Source organism: Chryseobacterium sp. FR048 (assembly GCF_056844665.1).
The window spans coordinates 84254-104936 of sequence record NZ_JBXDSE010000004.1; the positions used below are offsets into that span (position 1 = coordinate 84254).

Annotated in this window: 16 protein-coding genes; 9 read left to right on the top strand and 7 right to left on the bottom strand. The window is 36.6% G+C overall.

The window, feature by feature from the left end; all coding sequences use genetic code 11:
• Window positions 1-145: 145 nt before the first annotated feature.
• The 7 genes from AC106K_RS12915 to AC106K_RS12945 all read right to left on the bottom strand — a co-directional run bounded on the left by AC106K_RS12915 (window position 146) and on the right by AC106K_RS12945 (window position 12066).
• A complete protein-coding gene (locus AC106K_RS12915; protein ID WP_482445869.1) occupies window positions 146-559 on the bottom strand; it encodes a hypothetical protein in 414 nt (137 codons plus the stop codon).
• Between the two features lie 9 nt (window positions 560-568).
• On the bottom strand, window positions 569-4273 hold the full coding sequence (locus tag AC106K_RS12920) for a hypothetical protein (protein ID WP_482445871.1): 3705 nt from the start codon (window positions 4271-4273) through the stop codon (window positions 569-571).
• Window positions 4274-4794: 521 nt separating this feature from the next.
• Window positions 4795-5367 carry a hypothetical protein gene (locus AC106K_RS12925; RefSeq protein WP_482445873.1) on the bottom strand — a complete coding sequence of 191 codons (573 nt, stop codon included), beginning with the start codon at window positions 5365-5367 and terminating at the stop codon, window positions 4795-4797.
• 12 nt (window positions 5368-5379) lie between these two features.
• Window positions 5380-8583 (bottom strand): peptidoglycan-binding domain-containing protein, encoded by a 3204-nt coding sequence (locus tag AC106K_RS12930; protein WP_482445875.1) that lies wholly within the window; start codon window positions 8581-8583, stop codon window positions 5380-5382.
• Window positions 8584-8625: 42 nt separating this feature from the next.
• Entirely contained in the window at window positions 8626-10080 is a 1455-nt protein-coding gene (locus AC106K_RS12935; protein ID WP_482445876.1) for an ATP-binding protein, read from the bottom strand.
• A gap of 85 nt (window positions 10081-10165) precedes the next feature.
• Window positions 10166-11698: a contractile injection system tape measure protein gene (locus tag AC106K_RS12940; protein WP_482445878.1), complete on the bottom strand. Its 1533-nt coding sequence runs from the start codon at window positions 11696-11698 to the stop codon at window positions 10166-10168.
• A 47-nt stretch (window positions 11699-11745) separates the two neighbouring features.
• Window positions 11746-12066, bottom strand: coding sequence for a hypothetical protein (locus tag AC106K_RS12945; protein WP_482445879.1), 321 nt, complete (start codon window positions 12064-12066; stop codon window positions 11746-11748).
• A 576-nt stretch (window positions 12067-12642) separates the two neighbouring features.
• On the opposite strand from AC106K_RS12945, the gene AC106K_RS12950 reads away from it, so the two are divergent.
• The 9 genes from AC106K_RS12950 (at window position 12643) to AC106K_RS12990 (ending at window position 20683) form a co-directional block, all read left to right on the top strand.
• On the top strand, window positions 12643-13218 hold the full coding sequence (locus AC106K_RS12950; RefSeq protein WP_482445881.1) for a Pvc16 family protein: 576 nt from the start codon (window positions 12643-12645) through the stop codon (window positions 13216-13218).
• 43 nt (window positions 13219-13261) lie between these two features.
• Window positions 13262-14974 (top strand): phage tail sheath family protein, encoded by a 1713-nt coding sequence (locus tag AC106K_RS12955; RefSeq protein ID WP_482445883.1) that lies wholly within the window; start codon window positions 13262-13264, stop codon window positions 14972-14974.
• A gap of 72 nt (window positions 14975-15046) precedes the next feature.
• Complete coding sequence (locus AC106K_RS12960) at window positions 15047-16768, top strand: phage tail sheath family protein (RefSeq protein ID WP_482445884.1); 1722 nt, start codon at window positions 15047-15049, stop codon at window positions 16766-16768.
• A 34-nt stretch (window positions 16769-16802) separates the two neighbouring features.
• The gene (locus AC106K_RS12965) at window positions 16803-17234 is read left to right on the top strand and encodes a phage tail protein (protein WP_047095329.1); all 432 of its coding nucleotides are present in this window, start codon (window positions 16803-16805) and stop codon (window positions 17232-17234) included.
• Between the two features lie 24 nt (window positions 17235-17258).
• Window positions 17259-18650 carry a phage tail sheath family protein gene (locus AC106K_RS12970; RefSeq protein WP_482445887.1) on the top strand — a complete coding sequence of 464 codons (1392 nt, stop codon included), beginning with the start codon at window positions 17259-17261 and terminating at the stop codon, window positions 18648-18650.
• 34 nt (window positions 18651-18684) lie between these two features.
• Window positions 18685-19116 (top strand): phage tail protein, encoded by a 432-nt coding sequence (locus AC106K_RS12975; protein WP_047095329.1) that lies wholly within the window; start codon window positions 18685-18687, stop codon window positions 19114-19116.
• A gap of 2 nt (window positions 19117-19118) precedes the next feature.
• Window positions 19119-19586 carry a phage tail protein gene (locus AC106K_RS12980; protein WP_047095328.1) on the top strand — a complete coding sequence of 156 codons (468 nt, stop codon included), beginning with the start codon at window positions 19119-19121 and terminating at the stop codon, window positions 19584-19586.
• A gap of 201 nt (window positions 19587-19787) precedes the next feature.
• Window positions 19788-19949 carry a DUF5908 family protein gene (locus tag AC106K_RS12985; RefSeq protein WP_185114384.1) on the top strand — a complete coding sequence of 54 codons (162 nt, stop codon included), beginning with the start codon at window positions 19788-19790 and terminating at the stop codon, window positions 19947-19949.
• The gene (locus AC106K_RS12990) at window positions 19949-20683 is read left to right on the top strand and encodes a CIS tube protein (protein ID WP_482445890.1); all 735 of its coding nucleotides are present in this window, start codon (window positions 19949-19951) and stop codon (window positions 20681-20683) included. Before AC106K_RS12985 ends, AC106K_RS12990 begins: the two co-directional genes overlap by 1 nt.

Sequence of the window (20683 nt, forward strand, 5' to 3'; positions counted from 1 at the left end):
TATTTCTACTGAAGATGAAAATTGTGTTAGCTATTTATATTGCCATCAACAATAAAATTGAGTATATAGTATGATTGGGTTTTCAACCCCCAGCCTTTATCTTTATCATAAATAATAAAGTTGTTGGAGTTTATTATTACTAATTTTATTCGAATAAAAAGCAGACACCTTCCTCTATTATAGAAAAAATAGTTGTAGCATTTATATATGAGTCAGGATTACTTTTCTCAATGGGCATAATGTTAACAGGCCCTTCAAAATCATCATCTATTTCTTTTATCCAAGTTAGTAATTCTTGGTAATTAATAATGAAAATTTTGTTATTAACTGATCTTTTTGACAAGTGAATGAAACCATCGATTAATAAGTAATCTTTTTGGTTATCTAAGCGTTGTAGAATATTTTCTAGGTCTTTATATGGAGTTCCAAGCTTAATATCTGGTTTCCTAATAATTTTATTTTTATTCACTATTTCATACATTTTATAGTAATTAAATTCTACAATTTCTTTAACTAAAAAAGGATCTTTGATCATTCTGGATTCTAAATTTTTATACATGATGATTATTTAAAAAGATTCAAAAAAAATGTGTCCATTTGTTCCGCCAGTGTAATATTTAATATGCATTACGCCAGCATGATTTCTGTCTGCCTCAGGATATTTATTAAATGCTTGATGTACTTCGTATCCTTCCTTATATTTTAATTCTTTATATCTGTGATTTCTGTATCGATCCATACCTTTTCCACCCATCATTTCCTTTAAAAATGCATCGGCATCGGCTTTTGTTTCTACTTTAATTTGAAATCTTGTACGATTTTCAACGGCTTTTTTCTGAGCTTTTATTGCTTCTTTCCATTCTTTGGATCCTTGCTTTAAAGATTTCATCTCAGCTGCTGTTACAGGCATAGAATCAAGATCTCCTACAAAATAGCCTAATAGCACTTTAGAGTTAAATTCTCCCCAAAGTTCTATAAACTCCCCGTGTTTTTCAAGCCAAATTTTCTTGAATCCGAATTTAGTTAAAATTTTGTTACGAAGATCATCTAATTTATGAGCTCCTTTTACTGTAATTTTTTCCAGATATATTGCCACCTTGCTATTTCGTAATGTGGCAACTCCTTTTTTAAGAAGTCCTTTTGTTCTTCGTTGTGCTGTTTTTATGAAAGAAATAGCTTTTGTGGTGATTCGTCCTACTTTGGTGGCTTTAAACACTTTTAGCATACGTTTATATACTTTGCCCATTCCCATCAAAATTTTCTCGATAAAGAATTCTACAACGATAATGGCAAATGCAGTGGCCAATGCTTTTGCCGCACCTGGTGTATCTCCTGCCCACGCTTTTTTCACATATTCCCACAGCATTCCCATTGCCCGGGATACCGCAATAGCTCCAAAAATAAGCGTCAGTGCTTCACCTAAAGTCGAAACAACGGCGCCTAAAGCAGCTCCTCCACTAAAGAAAAGTATGGCAGCGATAGCAACTAATGCAGCTACAAAACCTGCAATAATCCATGCTTTATATTTGTTCCAAAATACTTTTATGGCAGTTAACATTTGTTCACCCATAAATTCTAACCTTCGTCCTGCATTCAGTCGTCCGGTTTTTGTCATGAGTACTTCCGGAGAATTATCTTCCGTAGCTTCAGGCGTTTCTTTTTGAGAAGTTGGTTCTGCACTACCTTCCTTAGCAGACTGAACGAGCATTTGTTCATTATAGTAAATCAGCTTGTCCTCATCACTCATGTGTCTCCAATCCGGACCAGAGTCCTTCTGAACTTCATGTGTTGTTTCAGTAATATTGGATGTCTTCGCTAGACTCTGTTCTTCATCATAAGTACCATATCCTGCATCAAAAGCAGCAGATTTTTGAAATTGTTGCGTAGTAACACTGTTTTCTCCTGCTCCTCCTAATTCTAATTTTTCACCATCTTTTAAATCCGGTAATGACTGTATAAATTCTTTATCTACCGAAACTGCAGGATAAGGTTCTAAAACGACATCATCATCATCCAGTTTGCTTTTGGTTAGTACCTCTGGGACTGCATCATTTACAGAATTGTTTCCTTCCTGATCAACTTTGTTTTCTGTTTCAGTCCCCATTGCAGATGCCCACGCTTTTTCCTGACCTGTAGGAACTTCTATATCCTGAAGTGGTTTTGCCGGGTTACCTCCCAGTGCCTCTTCTGCCAATGCTCCGAAAAATTCAAGAACAGACATTGCTGCAGCTATATTGAGATTAAATATAAATTCTAATATCTTTATAATTCCAGCTACAATAAAATTGACAGCATCTAGAATAAGGTTATAATAATCCTGTAGAGCACCAATAAGTGCATCTACTACATCTGCCAAGAAATCAATGATTGCAACCACTGCTTTTTTGAATACTTCAAAGGTCTGGTTCACAAACTTTTCAGCAACAGCTACATATTTGTCTATTTTTGCTTTTAGTCGGTCTCTGATACCAGGGAATGCGGCCAGTGCAATATCCAGGAATCCTTTTAATAATATAGCAAATCCTTTGATAAAGTTGACAATGGCTTTTCTGGCGAATTCTAATGCTTCCAGTACTAATTTTTTGGCGGCATCAAAAATAGCTTTCACGGCTTCTCTGAGTTTGGTGAAAATAAAATTCAGTGCATCTTTGAGCGCATTGATGAATGCGGTGGCCTTATCAGAAAGCCAGCCAAAGAAACCTTTGCTTTCGTTTTTCTTTTCTGTCTTTTTCTCTTCTGCTTCCTTGTCTGCTGCTTCTTTTTTCTTGCGTGCATCCTCGTTGGCTTTGTTGATATGGCTTTGTGCTTTGGTTTCCCCTTTGCTCTTTTCCGCTTTTATATTTCCAAGCGTTGTTTTGGCGTGATCATTAGATTTTTTTGCAAAATCAGATTCTGTTTTGTCGAGAGCATTTTGCCATTCAGTTTTCGACTGGTTAACGTCTGTCTGAGCATCTTTTACCGCTTTTAATTGGTTTTGATGCGATTTATCTTTTTCGCTTCCTATCTTGGTTTCTGCTGTTTTTTCGTGTTCCAGTACTTTTTGATTATGCTCTAGTTCTGCCGTTTGGTATTTTTCGTTTTCGGTACCTATTTTTGACTGAATCATAGGTTCAAACTGAGCATCGATGTTGGCCTCATCAATCCCCTGAAGCTTCATTGCTTCAATAGGCTGTTTTTTAACGGCCTTGGATTTTATCTTACGTGAAGGTTTAAGCATCTCATCGTTTGGTTTTTTGATAATATTATTTTCACCGTGATCTTTGTGAATGTCTTTTGCTGCCTTATTTTTTTGAATACTCATATCTTGTGCAGCATCGTTTTGTTCAATAGATAGGTGTTCCGTATCAGCTTCGCCGGTAAGATCCAGACGGGCACTTTGTTGCATGGTGGTTGGAATCGCAGAAGTATTAAGTTTAATGGCTTCAAGTTGATTTTGGACCTGTTTTTCAATCCCTTCGCCTTTAGCTCCTGTCGCTTTAAAGGAATAGGTTCCTTTTTTCAATGGAGCACTTTGTGAGAAGGAAGCTTCTTTCTGAGGCTTAGACTTTTGAGTGGCAGACTTTATTGTTTTTTTTCTTGATTTCGCTGCCGTTTTATCTGTATTGGTTTTACTTTTTGCTTTAGATTTGGATTGAGAAAAAGCACTTCCTATTTTGGCGTTCACTTTTGGAAGTTCACCGGTTGCTTTTTCGGCTTGGCTATTTAAAAGGGTAGTACTGTTATTTTGAACAGCGTTGAAATTACTTGCCAATTTTGTTGCCGGGGAATTTACCAAATCGGACAAAGCCATATTGGTATTGCCTTTCCCGGCTGATTTTGTCTTTTGTTTTGTTTTTTCTTTTGGCTTGGCTTCCTGGTGGGCTGTTGCCTGTTCCTGTGCTGTTTGAGGCAGATAAGTTCCCGACTTGAGTTGTTGGTAATCCTGTATCTGGTCAATATTCAGGGTGGTCATATAGCTTTTTTCGATCTCCTGGGTATCAGGATGATTAATATCGCCGGTTTGTGCCAAACTTTCCTGAAGTTTTTCATACATTATTTCCGAGCCCTGATCGTAAACGGTGTGTGAACCATGAACGGGTGCAATAGCCCCATTGGACTTGTTGTTGGGATTTGCGGGTCCAGCCTGCAGAGGTGGATCTCCATGTTTTTGAGTCTGTGTACCGGCCATTTCCACTTCGGGTAGAGGTACAACCACCTGTTCTTGCTGCCTTTGCTTTTTGCTCTTGCTTTGGTGGGATTTGTTGTCTTTTTCTACAGGAGTTGCTGCTTTCATTGACTTAGTTTTTTAATTTCACATTGATTTAAAGGATATACAAAGCACAATCACTAAGGTTGAGCTTTATAGAATACCTGGATCTGAAAAATAGATCGTGTATGGTGGATTTTTTAAGAATCTGAGTAACCGGAAGTGGGATGATGTTCAGTTGATGGCGGAAAACAGGAGGTATTGGGCTACTTCTGGTTTTTTCTCTTACTTTTTTGAGTTTCCAGGCTCAAAGTTCACTTTTTTTCAGGAGAATTACCTGTTTTTAGGGCAGAGGATTCTGTAGTTGCAGTGAAGAGTTCTTCAGAGATTTTTATTGTAGGGATGGATGTCCGGAGTTTGTAACAGGGAACTTATCAATTATGCTTTATAAAGATCGTTTTTGATAAAGTGATTGAAAATAAAAGAGGCTGTCTCAAAAGGTAAACTAATGCTCTGAGAATCTCCTAAATAGGAGTCCGAGAGAGGGGGGTACTTTTGAGACAGCCTCAGTGAGGGTTAAGATTAAATCAGTATTTATTCATTACTTTTTAAAAAAAATCATCAATCATTTTCCATTTTTCTAAATCTTCTATGGATATAGCAGGTTCTACAATGATATGTTTTTTTAGATAGCGTCCTTCAAAAAAAGTTTTGCCTCTTGGTTCTATCAGACTTTTTCTTAGAATTCTTTTTATAATACTTTGTTTATTGGGATCAGTAATATCCTCTTCTGAAAACTGACTCATCATTTCTTCTGATAAATCCCGAATCATTTCATAGTATTCTTTTAATGGTTCTAATGGTTCATTAGGGTCAAAATATCTACGGGTAGGTACAAGATACACATAAAAAGGACGAATAATATAATCTTCTCCTATTTCTAATAATTGAGGCATGAATACATGCTCTTTTATTTTATGATGTTCATCAATGTACTCTAATACAGCCTCATATAATTGAACATATACTGGGAGGAGTTCAGGTGTAAGTTCACCATCGAGGTGTCGTATTATTATTTTTTTTTCACGAGGGGCATTAGGTATAAAATATGTAGTACCCAATTCACTAGGTAAAAATTCTAATGGTTTTAATTTTTTATTAAGTTCTTCAAAAGTTTTCATTTTTATTAAAATTTATTGCATATCAATAATTAATATTTTATTATTTGTCTCAGACCAATGGAGGTTAGCTGAATTTTTATTAAGCTTTTTTAAAATTTCTTGTTCAGTAGTACTTTGCTTATTGGATAGTTCATCAATCATTAACTGTCTGATTTTATTTACTTTTGGTTTTAAAATGGCATCTTTTAAAGGAATGGAATCAGAATCAAAACCTCTAACAATCCAGTCTGTTCCTTTTTCTGTTATTTCTACCACTTCCATATATTGTTTTAATAAAGGATTAGAATCTACTATGTTCTTAGCATCTTCTAGCTTGCGGATAGACTTCGGCATATCTGTTATTCTACCTTCATACCATCTTTTCAAGACATGGTCCTCTATTGGATGTATATCAAATAATTGACCTTCGCTGCCTCTAAAATTATCATCGAAAGTTAAATCATAATCTCCTCTGTATTTTTTTAGTTCTTCCGCAAACTCTATGTTTGTATGTGGTGAAAACTGGTCCCAATTTCCAGGGAGTCTTTTGCCGATTTTATTTAAAAATTCTATTTTTAAGGCATCCTTTACTTTTTTTATTTCTATTGCATCTTCAAAGGCCTTTCTAAGCAAAGATAATTCTTCAGGTGATAGTTTTTCTTTGATTCTGTTTGTACGTTGCATTTGTTGTAAAAATTTTTCAAAGTCTAGTGTACCCTTTTGTATAAATTGAGATCCAGCAGTTATTATATCTGTAGCAGCTTTTGGATTTTTTATTTCTATTACGTCTTCAAAAGCTTTTCTAAGCAAAGATAATTCTTCAGGTGATAGTTTTTCTATTTCTTTGATTATTTTTCTATGTTGCAGTTCTAGCAAAAACTTTTCAAAATTTAGCGTGCTTTTTTTTATAAATTGAGCTCCAGCAGCTATTATCTCTGCTGCAGCTTCAGGATTTATCCCTGAATTTAGTGTAAACATACTTTTTTTAGCTCTATTAAGCGATTCCTTTATTTCGGCTTTGAGTTTTGTGTGTTTTGCAGTATTTTGTTGAATTTTATTTTCAAGTGTCTTAGCTCTGGCTAAATCAATTTCCAATGCTTTTATCACTTTTTCCTGAATTACAGGGTCTAATTTTGCTTCTGCAAGTATTTTTTCGGTTTGACTGATATTCTTTGTTTGGTCAAACGTCCTTCCTGCTTTTATCAATGTACTGGATATTTTAGCCACAGCAGCAGCGTCTATGATAGAACCTACAACAGAAATCACGACCCAAACCGCACTTGGCTCATCTTCAGAAATATCTACTTTATAGGCGGCAAGTTGTGTACGGTATGCATCTATTTCTTCATAAGTTAAATAGGCCCCTAAAGCAAAATTTCCTGCAGCTAATAAGACTGCTACTGTTCCTGTCCCAAAAGAAAGTAATCCTAATGCAACTGCCAAAGCACCTATTAATAAACCATTTATAATATGTCTGGTACTTTCCTCTTTTGTTTTATCTGCTATTATTGAGTCAAAAATACTGCCATTAACTATTCCTTGTTTTTCTTTTGATTTTTGAAGCAAGTCTCGAAAGCCATAGATAGAAAGTCCTTGATCGGCATGTAATGTTGTAATGATTTTGGTTATATTTTTTTCCTGGTCATTAATGTAGTTTTCTAAGAAGTTACGGAGTTCCTGTTGGGTTTCTATTTTGGCGAAACGTTCCTTCTTAAAGCCATTATCTTCAGCAAGGGGAATTACAGACGATAATTCTTTAATTGCGGTATCACCTTCTGCCTTTTTACTTCCAGCAAGTAGCTCCATTTCATTTTTATAAGCCCTATCTTGGTAATTTGGTTTCTCTACTATTATAGGTGTACTGGCACCGTTTGCTACTTTATAACTTTCCTTAGCCTTAGAAGTTTTTATTTTTTCGAGTAAATTTTTTAAGAAAGTATCATTAAATAATTTCTTTCTTTGTTCAAAAAGAATATGTCTATATTTTATCAGAGCATCTTCTGCAATGTGAACCGTTTTGGCTTCAAATGCCTTTTCATATCTTTTTATAAGCTTTTCGAATTCTGAAATAGACTTAAATCCATTTTTATTTAATTTTTCAGTAAGTTCTTCTTTAGCGGCATTGTTTCGCACATTTATTCTTGCAATTCGATTTTTTTCTATTTTAGAGGTAGTAAACCGTTGCCCGGAATATGTAGGTTTGTTATAAATAAGAAGCTTTTGATACTCTTGATATTCTTTATACAAATCTTCTAAGCCGTAAAGTTTGTTTTTTGCGGTTTCTAATTCGTTTTGGTTTTTAAGGTCTTTATCCCGAGCTTCAATATATGCTTTAAGCGACTCTTCAATCACAAACAAATCGGTTGTTTCCTTCGAAACTTTAATCTTATAATCAGCCACTTCTTCATCAGATAATTGCTTCAATAAATCAAGTATACGGATGTTTTGAATATAATCGGCAGTACTGGTAGCATCCCTTATAAATTGTCTTTTATTAGAGGACAATGCTTTTGTTTCTCCTTCTATACTGTTTACTTTTGCTGATACTTTATATTTTACAGTTCCTCCGGTGCTGACTTTTTCTTTAACGTATTCATTCGTAAATTTTGGATTCCAGGTCAGAGGGCGGGTTATCTTCATTGTATGCTCGGCAAAGCGATTAAGATCTTCATCAGTTTGAATTAATTTTCCATTAAACTTTTGACCTTTCTTAATAACAATAGGATAAGTAATTGAATCTGAATCTTTAGAAGTATCGGTTTTAGGCTTTTTCAATTTTGCAGTTGAAGCAATATTTTTATTCCCTTTTTTAGTTTTTTTATCTTTAACTCCCTCCAATGTCGTATTCATTGCTAGTAAAGTTTCCTTATCAAAAATTCCGGAGCCCGTAATACCATTCTTTTTTTGAAAGTTAATGAGGGCAACCCTCGTTTTCTCCCCAAAAGAGGTTTCATTTTCAGGTACTTTGTGCCCTAATGCGTTGAGTGCCTGGTTGAGAGCCAGTACATGAAGTCCGCTATTGGGAAACTTTATTCTGGATAAACCTTTTTCGATCTTGCTAAATGCTCTGTTTCTGAAAGGAGCGTATGTTATTTGGGTAACTTCTGTTTTGGCGAGGGAGATTTTAACATCCTGATTGCTAATGGGCTCATATTTTGTTTCATCCTCTTTATGATCATTGGTTTGCGCTTCAGACCTGGTGGCCCTGGGTGCAAATGTTTTCTTAAGTCTGCTCATGTTTTTGGTTATTAGAAGAGTGTATTATGCTGTGCTAAGGTTTTATTCTGATTTCTGTACAAATGGGCTGAGACGGGCCTGATTCTTTCCAAAGGCCTTTTCGTTTTCTATCAGTAAATAAGCGCTTAGTAATGAATAGGTAATAATGGTTTCGTTACGGTCATATAAAGCCATCATTACATTTTTCATAATATTGCGGATATTGGCCCCCGTATAAGAATACTCTTTCGTTAAATATTGTAAAAGCTCATCACTTTCAAAGGTTATATTTTGGGGTAGATAATGCTCCCAAAGTGCTTTTCTTGTAGGCTCTGTCGGTCGTATTACATTTACAGACACATCTATACGGCGTTTGAACGCATCATCCATATTGTTTTCAAAATTGGAAGCCAGGATTGTTAACCCGTCAAACTTTTCTATCCGCTGTAATAAATAGGAAACTTCCTGGTTGGCATAGCGGTCATGAGCATCTTTTACATCAGAACGCTTTCCAAACAAGGCGTCAGCTTCATCAAAAAATAACATACAGTTTTTACCTTGCAGCCTGTTGAACAGTACTTCAAGATTTTTCTCCGTTTCACCAATATATTTACTGACCACTTGTGAAAGATCTACATGGTACATATCAATACCGTATGTATTGGCAAGGATCCCGGCCAGCATTGTTTTTCCTGTTCCCGGTGCTCCATAAAACAGAGCGATAAAACCAGGTTTAAAACTGTGCTCATTGGTTTTGAAAAAACCGTTTTCCAATGCTTTGATATAATGGCCAATGGGTTTTATCTGCTCTCTTACATGGTCTTCTAAAATAATATCATCCATGGTGAGGTCAGATTGATAAAGCTTGCCCGGAAAATAGGAGCCATGGTCTAATTGTGGCTTCTGACCTGATAAAAAATAATTTAAATAAGCGGTATCCAATTCAATTTTTCCATAAATAAACTCTGTTGAAGAGCGGTTGTAAATGATGTCATTTTTCAAAAGCACACTGCCATTCATCAGTTGGGCACTGTAGTGTGACCACAATGCCAGATCTTTGCCGGCAAGTAAAAAAAGTGCGGTTTGAAAAGTGGGTTTAAAACTACGATTGATCTTATTGTACTCACCACCCGCTTCAATAGCAAAGGCATTACTGCTTTCTTCTATCTGTACGAACGTCTTTAGCATGGACGGATAATGAGCAGAAGCAATACCCAAAGCCAAAATCACTCTGTCTATAGTTGTAAGTGCATGTGAATTGATGGTAATAGAATAGGGGGATTCATCATCAAATTTTGAAGGCTGAGGGACTTCATGCACAATGTCTAATGCCAGATCATCTTCCAGAAACAATTCTTTGCACCGCATTTCAATAAGCGATTGTAACCATTGCATTTCTTCATTTAAAGACTCGTGGCTTACATTATTGGCTCGAAATGTGGGCTGAATTACTTCTGTTTTTTCATTAACTTTTGTTTTTATTAATGAGGTGGGTTCATAGTTTATAGGAGATTTCATAATCTTATTTTGAATTAGTAGAGGTGCAGAGATTGTGGTTCTGATGTAAAATCAGTTTGGCGTATTGAAAGAAAGAGTTCAGTCGTTACCAGTTTACAAATATGAATTTTTCCTGCCACGGAAGTTTGAAAAGGCCGATTCCCCAGGCAAGTTTATTCAATAAAATGTCTTGTGCTTTCCGTTCTATGGTAAGGGTATGATCATAATCGGTAATCACTAGCTTACCTGTACGCTGGAAAAACTCATTCTGTAATAATGCGGCAGAGGATTTCTTCATAGGCGCCCAGTTGTGCTGAACACTTTCTATTACATTTTTAGCTTGTGTTTTATGTTTACGCGAAAGCTTGATATGCCTGTTAATACTTTGATTCATTGGAATATTGCATAAGAATTTTTCAAAAACCATGTCGTATTCAGGAGCATTGGTATTTCCGGTAGCAATATAATGTAATAAATGGGCTGCTAGTTCAGGATCAGTGAGTTGCTTGGTTTTGGGATGCAGAAGATCGCAATGTTCAAAAAAAGTTTTAATGAATGGATGGATCAGGATAAGCCCTGCATTTTGAACATAGTGTCCGTCATTCTGATCCGAATCCTTCTGAAGCGGCTCATACAAGTTTACCTTTTCATCCTCTTTTTCATCTTTATTCTCATCCAAACTCACCATCACATCCTTCACAGATTTATCTGCATTTTCATTCTTGCTCTCCATTCTTTCCTTCAAAGTTTTTGTATTTTCAGAAGGATCTTTCGCATTTATTTTGATGCTTTCAGAAACTTCATTTTCTTTGATAAAAGGAAATATCTTAACAACTTCTTTCCAATCCTGACGGCTGTTTTTCGTCTGTAATAATCCTGCTGTTTCTATTTTTGTTATCTGCTGTATAAGATATTCCTTCAGTGTATTGATGTTTGAAGACCTTAAATATTCTGATACTATATTCAGGATTAAACGCCAGATGATATGCCTGTCGGAATGACTCAGTTTTGAAAAATGACGTATCGTACCTGCCTCTAAGTTGAGTTTTAATTCTTTATTTTTTAAAATAACCAGACATAGTTGGGCTATTTGGTCATTGGAAAGCTGATTGATCATTCGATCCTGAACATTTTGCTTTGACAAAAGAGGAATGATGCTTTTTTCAAAGTTTTCAGCCGCAATCAAGGTGTCAAATACAGCCGGTTCCAAAAAGCTGATGCCTTTTCGCTCCGGATTCCACCAGGGCATATTTCCTTTTTCTAAAAAGTGGAGGAAAGCCTTTAGGGTCTTTTCCTGATGACCAATGAGGTAGGCTTTGGATTCGTTTTCTGTTTTTTGATTTACACTTACAACAGACTGAGAAATTGCTGAAAATTCTTTTTTAAAAATTTGGATAATTTTATCTTTTAATTCAGTATTCAGCGAGCCGTTTTTTACATCCAGATTCAATTCTAACCGGGGAATTTGCAGAGTATAATCCACTGAATTATATTCCAAAGTATTGATGTATTTTTCTATTTCCGGAAAAACATCAATAGACAAAAAGCTGTTAATATCCTCTTTTATACTCAATCCTCTTTCTTTATTGTCAACTGTAATTTCAACAAAAACTTTCTGAATGTTATGATCCTGATTCACGTTCAATAGATTTTAATTATACAATACCGATAGTAGACCGATAGCTTTTATTTCTGGTCAAATTCTCCACCCCAGAATCCTGCAGGACAAAGGCTGTATTTTGATCTTTGTTTTGCGCTCAGTCTGCATCCGCAGCCTCTGATGTAGCCGTCTTTCGGGCCGTCTGCAACATCCAGGGTATTAGGATCCATCCATTTTACAGCGTTACAGTTGTTGCCATTCTTTAAAGGGCATGCATTACAGATTTCTTCTCTTAAAGAAAAAATAGCTTCTTCGTTTTGATTCGCTACACCCAGCTTTGAGCGTAATTCGTTGAAATGGCCGCCAATGATTTCATTGCGTTTACCAAAAAGATTTTTGATGTTCATAGGTTTAAAGTTTTAAAATTATGGGGTCAAAATTAGAAGATGAAAAATCATTTTACGAATTATAAGACCGCTCCATTCTGTCTTTGCAGTAAAAACCAAAATCATCTTTCTGATGATGCAGGCTGATCCTTTTCAGAAAATTTCCTGATCGGTGAAACAGTAAAACATAAGGTAGTATTAAAAGCAGTTGTTTCAAATAACAGTTGATTACTGGATTGAATGAGTAGCAGTATATATCGATGAAAAACATGTATTCAAAATCAATAAACAGGAATATCTTACTTACGATTCATCATATGTTGGAATAAAATACTTTTTAATGGTAAAACCAGATAAGACCTATAAAATGAAATCTGGTAGTGGTCTGATCAGAAAAATATTAAGGACAAAATTTTATTTTATTGTGTTTGTTGTTTAAATTATTGATTACTAATTGCTTGTTGGTGTATTTTTTTTGCTCTTTTTCGAAAATTAAAAATCCTATTTACTGCAAAGACTGTATTGAGACCTCAAAATATTTGTCTTTTGATGGGGGGTGATTGTATGTTTGCACCATAATAATTAAGAACAGAAATTATGATTAATAAAGTATTGTCAGTTTTAAAAGATCAGTTGAACGGTCCTGGCGGTTTAAAGGATATTCTGGGTGAAATCACTGTTGTTGACAACATTTCAAAACAGGATGGCGAAAATCAGGGCATTGAAGATAAAGTAGTAATTACCCTGGTCAACGTTGAAGAAGAATCCACATTGAAAAACAGTTCGAGGTATGTCACACCACCCACTCTGAATGAAATAAAAATGGAAAGTAATCCGGCTTATTTAAATCTTTACGTGATGATTTCCGCAAACAGAACTACCTATAACAACGCTTTGGCCAATATTTCAAAAGTGATCGAAGTATTTCAGGCCAATAATATATTGACCTATCACTATCCTGGTAATGACCCATCGAATGATTTCAGTTTCAGAATAGAATTACACACGGTTCCTTTTGAACAACTGAGCTACATATGGGGATTATTAGGCGGAAAGATAATGCCATCTGTATTATATAAAATCAGTATCATAAAAATTGTAGCGAATGATCCGACTTCTGTTAAATTAATTAAAGATGTTAATGTAAAAGATATTCAAGTCAACCAACTATAAAATAAAAACAAAACTAATAACCTTTAACTTAAATTTTTAGAACATGTCAAATCCAACAACACCGGGTGTTTCAGTTGAAGAAATTGCTACGCTTCCGTACTTCGTTGCATTAATAGAAACAGCAGTACCAGTATTCATCGGATATACCGAACTTGTACCTGCCCGCAATAATGAGCCGTTAAAGATCAATTCCCTTTTAGAATATGAGTTATTTTTTGGAAAAGCAAAAAAAGAAAGTCTACAATTAAAAGATGTGAAGGGGAAAGGGACGACGCTTATCGCTCCTAAGGCAAAATTTTTAATGTATTATTCACTTCAGATGTATTTTGCCAATGGTGGCGGCCCATGTTATATTTTTTCTGTAGGGAAGTACCCTTCAACTGGTGAAGTGTCGTTGTCTCCACTGAAACAGGGACTGGCGATCGTGGATGCCATAAAAGAACCCAACCTTATTATTGTACCTGATGCCATCTCTTTATCTCAGGAATCTGATTTTTATGAGGTTTATAATGAAGCCATTAGTAAAGCAAAAAATGAAACAAAAAATACATTTGCTATACTGGATACCTATTATGGGAATTCTACAACCCTTTCAGACGGTTTTAATACCCTTGATAACTTTGGAAAAAATGTTGATTTAACCAGCCATGCTGCAGCGTATTTTCCTCATTTAAAAACTGTTTTAAATTATACTTTTGATGAGACCGAAACTCCTATCGTACATGCAGGACAACAGGAATCCGGACAGGAAAGTGCCATTCTTTATGCAGGTGAAACTGCTGCATTAGATGAATTAAAAAGCTTGGCAAGTAAAGAAATCTCAACCGGATCTGCCAATGCATTTGTACTTGCCGATCTGTTGGGCCAGGCCGTAGCGATTGCAGAAGAAATACATGAAGCAGCTGATCCAGGTACTGAGAAAAAGGCTTTGACGGTGGCGCTTACTGAAGCAAAAGCTGTAGTGGAAGCCATATATGCAGGAGTAATTGATGATTTTATGACCCCTGATGGTTTTGACGAAACTGCACCTGTTTTCAGCGGAGAGTTTGATGCATTAAAAGAAGCTATTCTTAATATAAAAGACGTAAAAGGAGCTGCGGACGGAATAACCCTTAAAAATTTAGAATTATCTAATTCAGTATTATACAATCACGTAAAAAAAGAAATACAGTCGTTAAACGTAGTCTTACCGCCATCATCAGCAATGGCAGGTGTATATGGTAGGGTAGACAGTACAAGAGGGATATGGAAAGCTCCGGCAAATGTAAGCCTTAACTATGTAGTAGCTCCAACAGAAAAAATTTCCGATCAGGAACAAGCAGGTATGCATGCCCATATTTCAGGAAAGTCAATCAATGCGATCAGATCCTTTACAGGAAAAGGAACCTTAGTATGGGGAGCCAGAACGGTTGACGGGCAGGATAAGAAAGAAGGGAAAGATAATACATGGAAGTATATACAGGTACGCCGTTACTATGACATGATCAGACAATCTATAAACGGAGCACTCAATAAATTTATTGACAAACCCAATACAGAACACACATGGTTAAGGGCAAAAACTAAACTTGAAAATTTTCTTCATCAGCAATGGCTGGATGGTGCATTAGCAGGTAGTACTCCGAAAGAAGCTTACAAAGTGAACATTACCGGAACCAAAAATACCAACACCATGGAACTGGAAATCAGGATCGCATTAGTGCGCCCGGCAGAGTTTATTGTACTGAACTTTTCACACAAATTACAAAAAGCGTAACAATCAATCACAAATGAACATTCGAAGTTTTACTTCGTGGAATAATTAATATTAACTTAAAATTTTTAACAAATGAATTACAAAACCCCTGGCGTTTACGTAGAGGAGGAGGTAAGTTTCCCACCTTCCGTAGCGCAAGTTGAAACGGCAATTCCTGCTTTTATCGGATATACAGCAGTAGGACCCCAAAATAAACCAACGAGAATCTCTTCTATGTTGGAGTATGAAGACCTTTTTGGAAAAGCAAACCCGGAAACTTTCGCTGTAGCTATCAAAGGAGGTGTGGCAACAGCAATGCAGACTGATGTCAACGACTATAAAATGTACTACGCTATGCAGATGTATTTTGCCAATGGCGGTGGTCCTTGTTATATCGTTTCTGTAGGAGATTATACAAAATCGGTGGCTGTAGGATTGCCTACGGAAAAAGAAACTTTATTATATGGTCTTGAACTATTGAAAAAAGAAGACGAACCTACACTGATCGTTTTCCCGGATCTTCAGAGTTTAGTTCCTGCTGATGCTGATGTTGTTGCTGCACAGGCTGTTGTTCCGGCAGCTTCATATCATGAGAGTGTTGCTACTAAAGCAAAAGATGCCGCTGGCTTTGTTACAAATGCTGTTGCAGGTGCAGATGTAAAGGCTGCCGTTGATGCTGCTAGCACTGCTGCTGCTACTTTTACAGTTGCTAATCCTGGCGATTTGGATATTGTTCGTGCTCAGGCTGCCCAGACGGTACTAGATGCTGTTAAAGCTGCAGCGGCTGTTGCAGGCGCTACTGTTGCCAGTGTGAAGCTTGCTGCGCAGAACGTATTGACCGCTTATGATAAAGATCTGATAACCGCTTCCGATATTGTTGGCAAAGTAACTACGGTTAGCACTACACTTGGTTCCAGAGCTGGAGATATGGTGGCTATCGGAGAAGCATACTCTGTGTACAACAAAGCTTTAGACCATGCAGGATCATTAAAAGACAGATTCGTCATTATGGATGTTCTTGGAGATTATGCTACTTTCAGAAACAAAGTATCCTCTTTACATCAAAAATACGGTGCTGCTTACTATCCGAAACTGAAAACAGTTTTAAGCTATGACTTCAAAGATGCAGATGTTTCAGTTACCGGTGTATTAGGTATTAAAAAACTATCTGATCTGAAATCTGCTAATTCTGAATTGTATTACCAGGCGAAAAAAGCAATCGCAGCTAAACAGGTAGTATTGGCTCCATCATCAGCAATGGCGGGAGTGTATGCCCAGGTAGACGGAACTGCGGGAGTATGGAAATCACCGGCTAACGTTGGACTTAACCTGGTAGATGCACCAGCTGTAAAAATTTCCAATAAAGATCAGGATCTGCTGAATGTAGATGCTACAGCTGGAAAATCAATCAATGCGATCAGAACTTTCACAGGAAAAGGAACATTGGTTTGGGGCGCAAGAACATTAGACGGAAACAGCAATGAGTGGAGATATGTATCAGTACGTCGTTTCTTCAATATGGTAGAAGAATCTGTGAAGAAAGCTACAGAGCGTTTCGTTTTCGAACCGAATACAGCCAATACATGGATCAAAGTACAAGCGATGATCGAAAACTTCCTTGATCAGCAGTGGAGAGACGGAGCATTGGCAGGAAGCAAGCCTGAAGAAGCTTATTATGTAAGTGTAGGTCTTCACAAGACAATGTCTGCACAGGATATTTTAGAAGGCAGAATGAATATCGAGATCGGTATGGCAGCAGTACGTCCGGCAGAATTTATCGTGTTGCGTTTTTCACACAAGTTGCAGGAAGCATAAAATAAATTAATAACAATAAAATATAAATAAAATTATGAGTACATATCCATTAGTAAAGTTTGCCTTTGAAGTAGATTGGGGTGGGAAAAAAATCGGATTTCAGGAAGTAACAGGCTTAAATGCTGAAACAGCTTTAATCGAATACAGACACGGAGCGAGCCCTGATTTCAGCAAAATTAAAATGCCTGGAATGACAAGCTTCAGTAACGTTACTTTAAAAAGAGGAACTTTCAAGAGTGATAACGAATATTTTGAGTGGTTCAAAACGATTAGACTTAATACAGTAGAGCGCAGATCTATTACCATCTCTCTTTTAGATGAGAACGGAGAGCCTGCAGTAACCTGGAAATTGAAAAATGCATTCCCGCTTAAGTTGCAGTCAACAGACCTGAAAGCAGAAGGTAATGAGGTAGCAGTTGAAACCTTAGAAATTGCACACGAAGGATTAACTATTGAAAATAACTAATAATAACTTAAAATTTTTTAACAAATGAATTACAAAACACCTGGAGTTTACGTAGAAGAAATTGCGAAATTCCCACCATCTGTAGCGCAAGTAGAAACAGCTATCCCGGCTTTTATCGGGTATACAGAAAAAGGACCTAAAAATGAGCCGACAAGAATCTCTTCTATGTTGGAATACGAAACAATTTTTGGAAAAGCAAAAAAAGAAAAAACAGCGATCTCTATTTCGATTCAAGATATTGCTGTTACTGCCAAGGTGGATAACGCTAAGGTAAGCCCTTTCAAAATGCATTATGCTATGCAAATGTATTTTGCCAACGGTGGAGGACCATGTTACATTGTTTCAGTAGGAAAGGCTTCAGTAGTAGGCTATCCCGATCAAAGAGAACTAGTTGATTTCGAAAAAGGTCTTGCTACTCTTGAAAAAGAAGACGAACCAACTCTTATTGTTTTCCCGGATGCTGGAGCAATATCTGAAACAGAAGCTTATGGTTTATACGGATTGGCTTTAAGTCAGGCAGAATCAATGAAAGACAGATTTGTTATCATGGATGTTCTTGGAAAGACTGATGCATTTCAGGGAGCTGCAGGGCCAAGTTCAGGGACAAGCGGTGAGCGTTTGAAATACGGAGCAGCGTATTACCCGAACTTAGAAACGGTTTTAAGTTATAGCTTTGATGATGAGGATGTTAAAATTACCAGCTATAAAGAAACCAATGATGCAGGAGCTCTTGTGGATGTTGTAATCGCTTCGGAAAACAAGAACATGGCATGGCTGAAAATAAATAAGTCAGAGGTGTATAACGTCGCTCAAAAAGCAATCGCAGCTCAAAAAGTAGTATTGGCTCCATCATCAGCAATCGCAGGAGTGTATGCTAAAGTAGACAGCACTTCCGGAGTATGGAAGGCCCCGGCTAACGTAGGGCTTAACCTGGTAGTGGCACCAACTGTAAAAATCTCTCATGAAGAACAGGAGATGCTGAATGTAGATGCAGTAGCCGGAAAATCAATCAATGCGATCAGAACTTTCACAGGAAAAGGAACATTGGTTTGGGGTGCAAGAACATTAGACGGAAACAGCAATGAGTGGAGATATGTATCAGTACGTCGTTTCTTCAACATGGTGGAAGAATCTGTGAAGAATGCTACAGAACGTTTCGTTTTCGAACCGAATACAGCCAATACATGGATCAGAGTACAGACGATGATTGAAAACTTCCTTGATCAGCAATGGAGAGACGGAGCATTGGCAGGAAGCAAGCCTGAAGAAGCTTATTATGTAAGTGTAGGTCTTCACAAAACAATGTCTGCACAGGATATTTTAGAAGGCAGAATGAATATCGAGATCGGTATGGCAGCAGTACGTCCTGCAGAATTTATCGTGTTACGTTTTTCACACAAGCTGCAGGAAGCATAAAATAAATTAATAACAATAAAATATAAATAAAATTATGAGTACATATCCATTAGTAAAGTTTGCCTTTGAAGTAGATTGGGGTGGGAAAAAAATCGGATTTCAGGAAGTAACAGGCTTAAATGCTGAAACGGCTTTAATCGAATACAGACACGGAGCGAGCCCTGATTTCAGCAAAATTAAAATGCCTGGAATGACAAGTTTCAGTAACGTTACTTTAAAAAGAGGAACTTTCAAGAGTGATAACGAATATTTTGAGTGGTTCAAAACAATTAGACTTAATACAGTAGAGCGCAGATCTATTACCATCTCTCTTTTAGATGAGAACGGAGAGCCTGCAGTAACCTGGAAATTGAAAAATGCATTCCCGCTTAAGTTGCAGTCAACAGACCTGAAAGCAGAAGGTAATGAGGTAGCAGTTGAAACCTTAGAAATTGCACACGAAGGATTAACTATTGAAAATAACTAATCATGGCTCTTTTATATCCTCCAACCAGTTTCTCTTTTATTGTTAACGGGATTTCAACAACAGAGGGTATTGATTCCAGATTTCAATCTATATCCGGTTTATCAACAGAAATTGCAACTGAAGAATATGCCGAAGGAGGCGAAAACAGATTTACCCATCAGCTTCCTTTGAGACCCAAATATCCCAATTTAGTTCTTAAACGTGGATTAATCGTAAGTTCCGGACTGATCAGCTGGTGTAGAGATGCTATGGAAAACTTCCAGTTTGAACCCAGAGACCTGATTATTTCTCTTTCGGGAGGTCTGCAGTCTACAGCACCTTTAATGGTCTGGAACGTAGTAGGAGCATACCCTGTAAGATGGGAAGTCTCAGAATTCAATGCTGAAGAAAGCAAACTTGCTATTGAAACAATAGAACTGAAATATAGATATTTCACGATACCCTCATCGTTAGCAAGCCTAGGCTTGTAATTTCACAATCAAATCTAAGCACTTAAGCGTGTGTTAGTTTAAAGATAACTTTTACCAACATCTTTTTTCATAAACAACAACAGATTGGTCTACAACAGAGACTGAACACACCCTTTATGTGCTTGGATTTTTTTAAATAAAAATGTTAAATCATTGATTGTAAGTATTTTGTGTATTTATAATTGATTAAAAATAAACGAAATGCCAATAGAAATAAAAGAGCTCCACATTAAAATAAATGTGGACGAAAAAGCAGCAGCAACGACCACTGCTACATCGGTAGATGAAGCACAACTCATGCGGGCAATCAGCGAAAGTGTAGAACAGGCAGTAAAGATAGAACAACGTAAAAAAGAAAGATAATGGGAGGAGAAATAAAAAAAATAACAATAGGAACCTATAAAGATTCTTCATACGGAACCATGATTAGCAGTAATGCTTTTGTGGCTCTCATTAATCCGACAGGTTTTTCTTTGACACGTAAAAATAAATACAATGCGGAACAGGAGCCTGGAACAAGTGAAATTGATCCCAAATATATCAGTGGATCTCCCCGGTCTTTACAATTAGAATTTTTATTTGATGGTACCGGAGTTACAAAGGCTAATCCAGGTAATAAGCTTATCAATAAAATAAAGGAAGGTTTAGGAAAAAGAAATCCTTTCAGTAAAAAAGCGGTAGAAGATCAACTAGAAGAATTTTATGTAGCTACTGGAAATTATAATGGCTCTATTCATAAACCATATAATGTTATCATTATTTGGGGGGAGTTTGAATTTAAAGGAGTTCTTACCGAATTCACAATAGATTATAAATTATTCAATAATGATGGAACCCCTCTGAGAGCTGTAGGAAAAGCAACATTTTCCGGAGCAGTGAGTAAAGAGCTTGCAGCAAAAACAGTAAAAACAACTTCTCCTGATCTTACCCACAAAAGAACAGTACAGGATGGAGATACATTACCATTAATGACCGAAAGAATTTACGGAGATTCCAAATACTATCTGGAAGTAGCTAAAGTAAATAGTCTTGTCAACTTCAGACAGTTAAAGCCAGGACAAGAGTTGTTCTTTCCGCCATTAGAAAAAATTTCATAA